This window comes from Sporosarcina sp. GW1-11 (assembly GCF_033088395.1).
Lineage (GTDB): Bacteria > Bacillota > Bacilli > Bacillales_A > Planococcaceae > Sporosarcina.
Genome location: NZ_JAPMIW010000031.1, coordinates 17776 through 28235 on the forward strand (window position 1 = coordinate 17776; position 10460 = coordinate 28235).

Consider the following 10460-nt stretch of genomic DNA (forward strand, 5'->3'; position numbering starts at 1 on the left):
GAGAAGGACGAATGAAAATCCATGCAGATATTTTATCGATGCAAGTCATTCCAAACGTTAGTCCAGAGCTAGCCGAAAAGTTTCAACTAAAGCCTTATCAGCGAAGTCTAGGATTAGTGACGACGACTATTGATGATATTGGCTATACGGCGATTGATGCTGCGACGAAGCATACAGATGTGGAAGTCGTTTACGCCAAAAGCTTCTACGCTGGCGCAGCCCATTCATCGGGTCCGCTATCAGGCGAGTTCATCGGAATTATTGCTGGACCTTCTCCTGAAGAAGTAAAAAGTGGTCTTGATTCGATCCGGATCACTATAGAGCATGAAGCGTATTTTGAAGCAATTAACGGTAATCCAGATCATGCACTTTATGCGCATACGATCTCCAGCTGTGGTAGTTATTTAGCTGAAATGGCCAACATACCGGTCGGGCAATCACTAGCCTATTTGATTGCACCGCCACTCGAAGCCATTATCGGACTAGATGCCGCCCTTAAAGCTGCTGATGTTACACTGTGTGAACTCTATGCACCTCCCTCCGAAACAAACTTCGGTGGCGGCTTGCTTACAGGCAGTCAATCTTCATGCCAAGCAGCAGCCGACGCTTTTAGGGAAGCGGTACAGAACATGGCGAACAATCCGTTAAGTTATTGAAATAGTAGAATCTAGAAAGGAGTGTTTTGACTTGGTTCAATTAGTGGATAAAGATTTATTGGCCTTGCAGCAAATGCGCTCGGCCGTTCAAACCGCAAAAGAAGCACAAGAGAAATTTATGAGCTATACCCAGCAACAAGTCGATAAAATCGTCAAAGCCGTAGCGGACGCAGCCTTTGAACAGTCCGGTCGACTTGCACAACTGGCGGTAGAAGAAACGGGAATGGGAGTAGCTGCCCATAAGAAAATCAAGAACGAAGTCGGCTCCCGTGATGTGTATGAAAGTATCAAAGATTTAAAAACGGTCGGTATCATCAAAGAAGACCATTTAAATAAAGTTGTGGAAATCGCAGCTCCATTCGGTGTCGTTGCTGCAATTATTCCGACAACTAATCCAACGTCCACTGCATTCTTCAAAACATTGATTTCATTGAAGACACGCAATGCAATCGTCGTTAGTCCTCACCCGTACGCAGTGAAATGTACGCAAGAAGCGCTAAAAGTATGTGACGCAGCAGCAGTTGCGGCAGGTGCTCCTGAAGGTTTGATCCAGTGTCTGACATTGGCTTCAATGGAAGCGACGCAGCAATTGATGTCACATAAAGACATCAACTTGATCGTTGCAACAGGTGGCGGTGCGCTAGTAAAAGCAGCGTATAGCTCAGGTAAGCCAGCATACGGCGTAGGTCCTGGTAATGTACCTGTCTATATCGAGCGTTCCGCGAAAATCGAAAAAGCAGTTAAAGATATCGTCGATAGTAAATCATTCGATTACGGCACGATCTGCGCGACGGAACAAGCGATTGTTGTCGATAAGCACGTCGTTGATCTCGTCACTCGAGAGCTGAAGAAAAACGGTGCGTATATTTTGTCTGATGAAGAGAAAAAGAGTATGGAAGGTGTAATCTCACCAACCCCTGGCAAGGTGAACCCGAAAGTAGTCGGCAAAAGCCCGCAGTTCATCGCACAACTGGCTGGTATTTCCTTACCGGAAGGCACGCGCTTGATCATTGGTTTGGAAACAAAGGTTGGCAAGGATATTCCGTTTTCATTGGAGAAACTATCACCAATTTTTGCGATGTATACCGTAGATGGTGTGAAGCATGCGAAGGAACTTTGCCTCGACTTATTGAATCTTGGTGGGCGTGGACATAGCTTGGCACTTCATACGGAAATCGATGCCGTCGCTCGTGAATTCGCAATGGAAATGCCGGTATCACGTATTTTAGTGAATACGATGTCTTCTGTCGGGGCTGTTGGTGGAACGACGGGCTTGATGCCATCATTGACACTAGGTTGTGGTACATTCGGTGGCAACATCACATCCGACAATTTGACGGCAAAGCATTTGCTGAATATTAAACGGATGGCATATGGCACGAAAGAAGTTCAGTTACCAAAGCATTCAGAGCCGGTAGCAAGCTCGAATGATCAACTCGTATCTAGCGTGATGAACAACGTATCAGCAACAAACAGCAACATCGATCCAGCATTAGTACAGAACTTAGTCAGTGAAATCGTTAAGCAACTTACAAAATAAAACCCTATTAGGAGGAAACAATTATGAACAGAGAAGGTACAGCATTAGGAATGGTAGAAACAAAAGGTTTAATCGGTGCAATTGAAGCGGCAGACGCAATGGTCAAAGCGGCTAGCGTAAACTTAGTTGGTAAAGTACATGTCGGTGGCGGAATTGTAACAGTTATGGTACGTGGTGATGTAGGTGCAGTAAAAGCAGCAACAGACGCTGGCGCAGCATCTGCACAACGTGTGGGCGAATTACTATCTGTTCACGTCATCCCAAGACCGCATAACGAACTTGAAATGATCTTGCCGAAAAGCGAATAATTACTGCAGGCAAAGTAGAAAGGCGTGAACGATATGAATCAGCAATTGATTGAGCAGATTGTCGGAGAAATTCTCGGACAACTAGGGAAAAGTCCCGTTCAATTGCCGGATCGAGCGGTGCCCATTGCGGTATCCGCTCGTCACGTACATTTACAGCCTGAACATGTGGAAGTATTGTTTGGCGCAGGGTATCAATTGACACAACGGTCCGAGCTTTCACAGCCGGGCCAATTCGCCGCTAATGAAACGGTGATGATTGCGGGACCTAAAAGCAGTATTGAACGCGTACGTATTTTAGGACCTGTCCGAAAAGCAACTCAAGTTGAGGTTAGCTTTACGGATGCCATGAAGCTTGGCGTCAAGCCCCCACTTCGGGAATCCGGCAATATAGAAGGATCAGCACCGATTACATTGATCGGACCAAAAGGCAGTGTGCATATCGAACAAGGTTTGATCATCGCACAGTCCCATATCCATATGGCTCCCTCAGATGCTGCGCGTTTTGGCGTGGAAGATGGAGAGTATATTACGGTAGAAGCTGATGGAATCCGACCGATTTCATTCCGCAATGTGCGCATTCGGGTGAATGAACGTTATCGTCTTGAAATGCATATTGATACTGATGAAGCGAATGCAGGTTTCATTACACAGGGAACGATTGGCCGTTTGGTCAAACCGAATGATGTAAAAGAAACGACAGCTGTACAAATGATACCGGAAACGGTGAAAGTTCCACAGTCATTTGAATTTACGAAAAAGCTTTTGTCTACTGAAGACTTAGCTGCGATTTCAGAAGATGAAATTGTTATTAATAAAGGAACAATTGTCACAGCACTTGCAAAAGATACTGCACGGGAACTCGGTAAAACGATAACTGTCAGAAAGTAGAAAAAGGTGATTACGCATGAGAATGGGTAGAGTAATCGGTAATGTGTGGGCAACTCGCAAAGAAGATGGGTTGGCTGGTCTTAAGCTATTAATCATCCAGCCGATTGATGCACACGGCAATAATATACAGACACATATGGTCGCAGCAGATCGAATTGGTGCAGGAATTGGTGACGAGGTGCTCATTACGAGTGGTGGTTCTTCACGCTTTATTTTGCCGAAAGAAAACCCAATTCCTATCGATGCGGTCATTATCGGTATTATAGATTCAACAGAAGTGAAGAGAGGTGATATACATGAGTCAAGCAATCGGAATGATTGAAACAAAAGGATTGATTGGATCGATTGAAGCGGCGGATGCGATGGTGAAGGCATCAAACGTGGAATTGGTTTCACAGGAGATGGTTGACGGCGGGATCGTCACAGTCATTGTCCAAGGGGATGTAGGTGCGGTTCAAGCAGCAGTTGATGCTGGTCGCGATGCGGCGGCACGTGTCGGTGAATTACTTGGTGCGCACGTAATCCCTCGTCCTGATGATTCAGTATATAGTATGATGAAGCCTGCAGCAGCAGTTGTTCCTGAGGCAAAGAAACCGGTGGAACCAAAGGCAAAGGCAACGAAGAAAGACTGATTTAATGAATGGTTGTATTAGTGATCCGCGCGAAAGTTATTGTGTGCCGAGCCAAACTCGTGCTGAAACGAGCGAAAGTCTGATCGGACCGCACGAAACCATCACCAGACCGAGCGTAACAGGCACCGAACCGAGCCAAAGCTACATAACACCGCGCCAAACAAGATACTAAAACATCCAGTCTATATAGAAAGGAGTGGTTTTCGTGGCTTTCAAACGACATAAAATTGCAGTTATTGGAGCAGGTCACACTGGCTCTACAGTTGCATTGATGGCAGCGCAGAAAGAATTAGGCGACATCGTCTTAGTAGATATCCCGGACCTTTCCAATCCGACAAAAGGAAAAGCATTGGACCTTCTCCAAACGAGTCCTGTGCAGCAATTTAATTCTCGTATTACGGGCACATCGAATTATGAAGATATAGAAGGCGCTGCAATGGTTATCATTACAGCGGGTGTTGCGCGTAAACCAGGCATGAGCCGGGATGATCTCGTCGCAACCAATGCGAAAATTATGCGCTCCGTTTCGGAACAAGTGAAACGCTATGCACCAGACAGCACCGTACTGATTTTAAGTAATCCTGTAGATGCTATGACGTATGTATGCTATAAGACAACAGGCTTCCCGAAAAATCGTGTCATTGGTCAATCGGGTGTACTCGATACTGCACGTTTCAACACATTCGTCTCGGAAGAACTGAATATTTCTATAGAGGACATTTCAGGCTTCGTGCTAGGCGGACATGGTGATGATATGGTTCCACTTGTGCGCTACTCTTATGCTGGCGGCATTCCATTGGATAAAATCATCTCAGCCGATCGACTAGAAGCAATTGTTGAACGTACGCGAAAAGGTGGCGGCGAAATCGTCTCTCTACTAGGAAACGGCAGTGCTTATTACGCACCTGCTGCAGCACTAGTCGAGATGGCAGAAGCGATCATCAAAGACAAAAAACGAATCATACCATCGATTGCTTATTTAGAAGGCGAATACGGTTATCAAAATATTTATTTAGGTGTTCCTACTGTTCTCGGGGGGAATGGCATCGAAAGTGTCATTGAACTACCGTTAACAGATGAAGAACAAACAGCGCTCGATCAGTCAGCAAACTCTGTTAAAACTGTCATCGAGATTTGTGAAAAACAACTGTCCTAACCACTGGTAATCTCTCTAAGTCGTGAAGAGGACTTAGAGAGATATTTTTGTATTCGACATAGGTTCTTATAGGCTAGGCGTGTGGTTGTTTCAAAAACCTACGAATGAATGATAGGATTCTATAAAATTTCTTGTTTACTTTTATTTATGTACATGGTAAAATAAACAGAATTCATCGAATAATAAAACTCATGCTTAGTATATGTAATTGGAGACATGTAAGAAATTAGTTTATCTTCCTTTTTAAATGTAAGCGCTGACAATCAGCCGGTGATCAATAAAAAGTGAAGTAAGTGTTCTTTTATTTTCCGATACGCATATACTATGCAAAATACAAATTTCAGGAGGCGTTTCTATGAATAACAACTATCAAAACAATTCAGCACAATCAGAGCAAAATGAGACATTCTATTTAATTACAGGATACTCGGAGAATGGTTTTATCCATGGTATTACGTGGGAAGAAGCATATACTAAAGGATTGGTGGAGTGCGGCTGTCTATGCGAACAACAAACAATGTAAGTAATGAAGAAGGCTCTATACAGGGTACCTAGCAAAAACAATTGTGGATGTGATCCCAATCGTTTTGTGCATAGGTACCCTGTTTTGTTGTGTTTTCAATAGGTAGTTATCAAACCCTACCATCTTCTTTGCGATTCATGATAAAATAAAACAAAGCAATTAAATACGTTTGCACGATACGTTGGTACCTATCAAGGTATAAAAGGGAATCCGTAAACCGGAGCTGTCCCCGCAACTGTAGACACGGACGACCGCCAGAATTAGCCACTATGGAGACATGGGAAGGCTTGGCGGAAGGATGAAGTGGAGCCAGGAAACCTGCCACGTATCGTCAAAGCAACACTTTCTTCGGGGGTTGAGAGGTGGGGGCAAACAGGTCTCTAACATCTATGCGTTTTGCATAGAGGATCTTAGAGTTGCCTAAATTTGTTTCCTCATTCACAACTATTGCAATCATTTTGCCGAGGAGGCGGGATGATTGTTTTTTGTTGTTTAAGAAAGGAGACGGCGACATGAGAGTACTTGAACAGACAGAAGAACGTACGGATGAACGTGCGTTATTGCAGATAGTCTATCAACAAGCGGAACAACAGCGTGGAAGGCCGGTGTATCAAGGATTTCATCAAGTAGTACGTAAACTATTGCAGCATGGCTTATATGGGCCTTGGATTCATAGCTATTCAGCAAGTGAAATCAAGTGGCTTGAATTGCAGATAGTAGCGGAACGCGATCAACTATTATCTTCTACAGAGCTTCGACAATATATAAATGAGTTTGTGACGGCGGATTACTATGACCAGCGCATTGGATTACCGCAAGAAAGACTGATGCTTATTGCGATGGCTGCACTGCAGAATGAAAATGAACATCGTGTGCAAAAAGTGGCAGAAGCGTATTGGGCTTTGAGCAATGGCTATATCACGTTGCCGACTGACGTTATGTCTTTCTTCGGTAAGATGTTCCGTCAACGACAGCCTATAACGCAGCCTTATTCAATGCATGTACTAGATAGTAGGATCCTGTCATTTTTATCGAGCAAAGTGAAAGACAAACATATACTGGTCCCAGATAATTTTATGGAACAGGTAAAAGCATGTGGTTCTTGGCTCGTATTTGATAAGGAACAAGTACACCGAGTATTAGGATGCTCTCTCCCTAACCTCAGCGGTGATACATTTCGTCAAGCGGCCGCACATCCCTCCATTGCGCACAAAAAAGTTTCTGCCATTGGCCTGATGAAACAGCTGTTGGCAAGTGAAGGCGTTACATTGCATTTCGGTAATCAATCAAAACTTAAGAGCACGGGACCGCACACGTATATTCAACTACCTCAAGTAATGAAGAGAACAGACTTGGCCCGGGTTTGTTCAATTCTTGTGCATTTGCAAAACGGAATTACAAACGAATGGAAGTGTAGTTTGCAGGTTGAAGTTAAAGGTTGGGAAACTGCAATCGTTAATCAGAACATCTGTTTACATTCACAGGCGGCACTTCACTATATTGAAGAAATATCCAAAGAAATAAGTCAACATTTAGGGGCAACGTCTAGGGCGTATGGAATACAAATTCCATTGCGCAAAGCATCCGCTGGCAAGAACTACTCAGCTTATCCAGCAACCAAACAACAGCAATCCGCAATGATTGATCAAGCGACAGTAGAACAACGCCATACCGACCTAGGAGGCTCCATCACACTAAGGAAATCCACTAGTATCGAAACGGCAGAACTGCTACAGTTGCTCATGAAAGCATGGAGATGTGGAATACCTGAAGTTCGACTACTCTAAAGTTCATTTATTGAAAGGATTGCCCGAAATGAATTTGGTATGTCTGCTGCAAAGGTCATTATCTGATTAAAAGTAGGCTTTGTTTCCTTTAAGGGAAATAGAGCCTTTTTTCGTCACAGGGTATATATGAATGATTCATGAAAAAAACAATCCATTTCTGTCAATCCTACGTCAAATACGTGGTAGGCTTAAACTATGCTATACCCTAAAGAGCGTTAGGAGGTTTTGTCTTGAAGAGAATCATACAAAGAATGAAAAATATAAAAGTTATGCAATGGATGACCTATTTTATTCTGGCACTTAGCTGTATCTTTTCTATTATATTCATACATAATAATCATTCGCTTTACGACCGCCCGATTGCCGAAGTAGTCAGCACTACGGTAGAAGAAACATCGGATGTGACGGATATGCATGGCAATAAGGACATGCTATTTACCCAGAGTATCGTAGCTAGGATGAAAAATGGGGAAGCACAAGGTCAGGAAATTCATTTGACTAATGACTATTCTTCTTCAGGAGCATACGATCAGCGGTATCGTATAGGTAATGAACTATTCGTTTCGATTGACTCAGAGAAAGGGGAAGAGTTGACGGGTAGTATTACAGACGTAAAACGTGATAAATATGTCTTAATCGTTGCTTGGATCTTTGTTTTTACGTTATTAATTGTTGGACATAGGCAAGGGTTATTAGCGATTGTTAGTTTTGCGCTGAATGTGCTGCTATTGTCTTTCGCCTTGGATATTTATGTGAAGTATTACGATGTCAGTTTACTAGTTGTTTGCGGAATCTGTATTTTGTTATTCACCGGCATTTCGTTATTGCTTGTTAGTGGTTTTAATGAAAAAACGTATGCAGCGATTGTCGCGACGTTGATTGGAACTGTTGCATCAATGACCATTACGTCACTTGTAATCTGGCTTACCTCAGGGAATGGTTTGCGTTATGAGGAAATGCAGTTTTTGACGCGCCCTTATCATACTGTATTCATGGCGGGGTTGTTTATTGGATCGTTAGGAGCCATTATGGATGTGGCGATTACAATGTCTTCTTCGCTGTTTGCTTTATATGAAAGAAATCATGAAATCTCAATCAAAGCGCTGAGGGCGTCTGGAATGGATATTGGGAAAGATGTGATGGGTACGATTACGAGTATTTTATTTTTCGCGTATATTAGTGGTTCGATCCCAATGCTTATTTTATCTTTGAAAAATTCGTCTCCAGTAGGGTTTGCTTATTCGATGAATTTGTCGCTAGAGTTAGCGCGGGCATTAGCTGGCGGTATTGGCATTGTGTTGACTATCCCCATTGGTATCTATACAGCAATCTATTTCATTGAGCGAAAGAGGGCGAGAGTATGAATGTACTAGTGATGCTCGCAGCGATTTTACTTGTCTTAATGGTGTTAGTTGGCGGTTGGCAAGGTGCAAAGTCTTTTATCTCGCTGTTTCTGAACTTTGGAGTTGTATTTTTCACGGTGTTCTTCATGCTAGATGCTTCAGCCAATCCGATCGTTATCACATTCATCGCCTGTATTGTCATTGGCTGTATAAGTTTGTTTTATATTAATGAAGTGAATAGTAAGACGGTGATTGCGTTCGTTTCTACGATGGTTACGATAAGTTTGTTGTTGTTTTTTATTGTAATCATTTCGAAAAAGTTGATGATTCATGGATTTGGTGAAGAAGAGGAAGAGGCGATAGCGGGGCTTTCTCTTTATATTGGCGTGGATTTCATGAAAGTCGGTGCTTCGGTCATTATTATGAGTACGATTGGAGCGATTATGGACGTCGCTATTTCGATTGCTTCTTCTATGCATGAAGTGTTTAAGCATACGCCGACTTTGAGTAAGAAGGAATTGTTCAAGTCAGGGGTGGGTATTGGTCGGGATATTTTAGGGACCGATACGAATACGTTGTTCTTTGCCTTTTTCGGAGGGTATTTGGCACTTCTTATTTGGTTTAAGGATTTACATTATACGATTGGTGATATTGTGAATTCGAAAATCTTTAGTTCGGAAATGATTTTGATTCTTTGTGCGGGGCTTGGGATTGCTTTGGTTATTCCGATTGCTTCTTGGATGAATGCTTATTTTTTGGTGAGGGTGAAGGCTGTTAAAAAAGGGCTGTCAGAGAAGGCGTAGGGTATGACTTTCTTTGACGGCTTTTTGTTGTGTCGTTGCTTGACTTTTTTTCGGTACAGGGGAAAACCAGTTTGTTTTGGAACGTTGCCCGATACTTATTGGGTACTGAAGTTAGTGAAGGTCGGCTTTCTATCACCGCTCCGGCACGTGGGGGATTGCCTCCCACAAAGAGCCAACAAGCGAAGGTCGCGCTAGTTGTCTCTTTGTTTCGGCTGACCCCGCAGTTGTGCCTTCGCTTTTGGGTACAAGGTAGGTTTAGTTGGCTTTGGTATAGGGGAAAACCATTTTGTGTTGGATCGTTGCTCGAGTTTTTTACGATACTGAAATTAGTAAAGGTCAGCTTTCTATCACCGCTTCGGCACGTGGGGGATTGCCTCCCACAAAGAGCCAACTAGCAAAGGGCGCTAGTTGTCTCATGGCTTCGGCCGACCCCGCAGTTGTGCCTACGCTAATGAGTGCAGTGTAGTTTTTGTAGGCTTTGGAACGTTATAAAATTCACTTTTAAACTTCAACGTACTATGCCACTTACTTCTCCTCACCAAACGAAGGCGCCTTACAAGCGGTAGGCGGAGCGATGAGACAGAAAGGCGATTTTTCTTTCTGGCTCATTGCGGGAGCCATCCGCCAGCGCCGAAGTGGGTTCAGTGGTAAATCACTTCACTACATACAGAAGCGTATTGAAGTGGCTTGAAGTTCCTGAATCGCTTACGAACTTCTAAGATCATGTCGGATCGTCGCTCGACTTTTTTATGTTACTGAAGTTAGTAAAAGTCAGCTTCCTATCACCGCTGCGGCACGTGGGGGATTGCCTCCCGCCATGAGCC

The 10460-nt window shown here is 43.5% G+C and carries 11 protein-coding genes and 1 riboswitch; all 11 genes read left to right on the plus strand.

The genetic code is table 11. The features are described 5' to 3' along the window. Positions 1-11: 11 nt before the first annotated feature. Complete coding sequence (eutL, locus tag ORD22_RS14305) at positions 12-656, plus strand: ethanolamine utilization microcompartment protein EutL (protein WP_317646807.1); 645 nt, start codon at positions 12-14, stop codon at positions 654-656. Between the two features lie 73 nt (positions 657-729). Beyond that, a complete protein-coding gene (locus tag ORD22_RS14310) occupies positions 730-2196 on the plus strand; it encodes an aldehyde dehydrogenase family protein (protein ID WP_317646818.1) in 1467 nt (488 codons plus the stop codon). 23 nt (positions 2197-2219) lie between these two features. Continuing rightward, positions 2220-2504, plus strand: coding sequence for a BMC domain-containing protein (locus ORD22_RS14315; RefSeq protein WP_099688497.1), 285 nt, complete (start codon positions 2220-2222; stop codon positions 2502-2504). 33 nt (positions 2505-2537) lie between these two features. Then, positions 2538-3392, plus strand: coding sequence for a phosphate propanoyltransferase (pduL, locus tag ORD22_RS14320; RefSeq protein ID WP_317646810.1), 855 nt, complete (start codon positions 2538-2540; stop codon positions 3390-3392). A 16-nt stretch (positions 3393-3408) separates the two neighbouring features. Then, entirely contained in the window at positions 3409-3714 is a 306-nt protein-coding gene (locus ORD22_RS14325; protein WP_099688495.1) for a EutN/CcmL family microcompartment protein, read from the plus strand. Next, positions 3689-4024, plus strand: a complete 336-nt coding sequence (locus tag ORD22_RS14330) for a BMC domain-containing protein (protein WP_317646812.1) — start codon at positions 3689-3691, stop codon at positions 4022-4024. The genes ORD22_RS14325 and ORD22_RS14330 overlap by 26 nt, the downstream gene beginning before the upstream one ends. A gap of 205 nt (positions 4025-4229) precedes the next feature. Beyond that, on the plus strand, positions 4230-5180 hold the full coding sequence (gene mdh, locus ORD22_RS14335; protein ID WP_317646813.1) for a malate dehydrogenase: 951 nt from the start codon (positions 4230-4232) through the stop codon (positions 5178-5180). Between the two features lie 355 nt (positions 5181-5535). Further along, positions 5536-5703 (plus strand): hypothetical protein, encoded by a 168-nt coding sequence (locus ORD22_RS14340; RefSeq protein ID WP_317646814.1) that lies wholly within the window; start codon positions 5536-5538, stop codon positions 5701-5703. 164 nt (positions 5704-5867) lie between these two features. Further along, a riboswitch (cobalamin riboswitch) is annotated at positions 5868-6043 on the plus strand. Positions 6044-6215: 172 nt separating this feature from the next. Beyond that, positions 6216-7490 carry a ribonucleotide reductase N-terminal alpha domain-containing protein gene (locus ORD22_RS14345; protein WP_317646815.1) on the plus strand — a complete coding sequence of 425 codons (1275 nt, stop codon included), beginning with the start codon at positions 6216-6218 and terminating at the stop codon, positions 7488-7490. Between the two features lie 251 nt (positions 7491-7741). Then, a complete protein-coding gene (locus tag ORD22_RS14350) occupies positions 7742-8854 on the plus strand; it encodes a YibE/F family protein (protein WP_411567660.1) in 1113 nt (370 codons plus the stop codon). Then, positions 8851-9636 carry a YibE/F family protein gene (locus ORD22_RS14355; RefSeq protein ID WP_317646817.1) on the plus strand — a complete coding sequence of 262 codons (786 nt, stop codon included), beginning with the start codon at positions 8851-8853 and terminating at the stop codon, positions 9634-9636. Before ORD22_RS14350 ends, ORD22_RS14355 begins: the two co-directional genes overlap by 4 nt. Positions 9637-10460: the final 824 nt, after the last annotated feature.

Coding starts and splice junctions, on each gene's coding strand:
- eutL (WP_317646807.1), top strand. CDS start 12: ATGAAAATCCATGCAGATATTTTATCGATGCAAGTCATTCCAAACGTT.
- ORD22_RS14310 (WP_317646818.1), top strand. CDS start 730: ATGCGCTCGGCCGTTCAAACCGCAAAAGAAGCACAAGAGAAATTTATG.
- ORD22_RS14315 (WP_099688497.1), top strand. CDS start 2,220: ATGAACAGAGAAGGTACAGCATTAGGAATGGTAGAAACAAAAGGTTTA.
- pduL (WP_317646810.1), top strand. CDS start 2,538: ATGAATCAGCAATTGATTGAGCAGATTGTCGGAGAAATTCTCGGACAA.
- ORD22_RS14325 (WP_099688495.1), top strand. CDS start 3,409: ATGAGAATGGGTAGAGTAATCGGTAATGTGTGGGCAACTCGCAAAGAA.
- ORD22_RS14330 (WP_317646812.1), top strand. CDS start 3,689: ATGAGTCAAGCAATCGGAATGATTGAAACAAAAGGATTGATTGGATCG.
- ORD22_RS14340 (WP_317646814.1), top strand. CDS start 5,536: ATGAATAACAACTATCAAAACAATTCAGCACAATCAGAGCAAAATGAG.
- ORD22_RS14345 (WP_317646815.1), top strand. CDS start 6,216: ATGAGAGTACTTGAACAGACAGAAGAACGTACGGATGAACGTGCGTTA.
- ORD22_RS14350 (WP_411567660.1), top strand. CDS start 7,742: ATGAAAAATATAAAAGTTATGCAATGGATGACCTATTTTATTCTGGCA.
- ORD22_RS14355 (WP_317646817.1), top strand. CDS start 8,851: ATGAATGTACTAGTGATGCTCGCAGCGATTTTACTTGTCTTAATGGTG.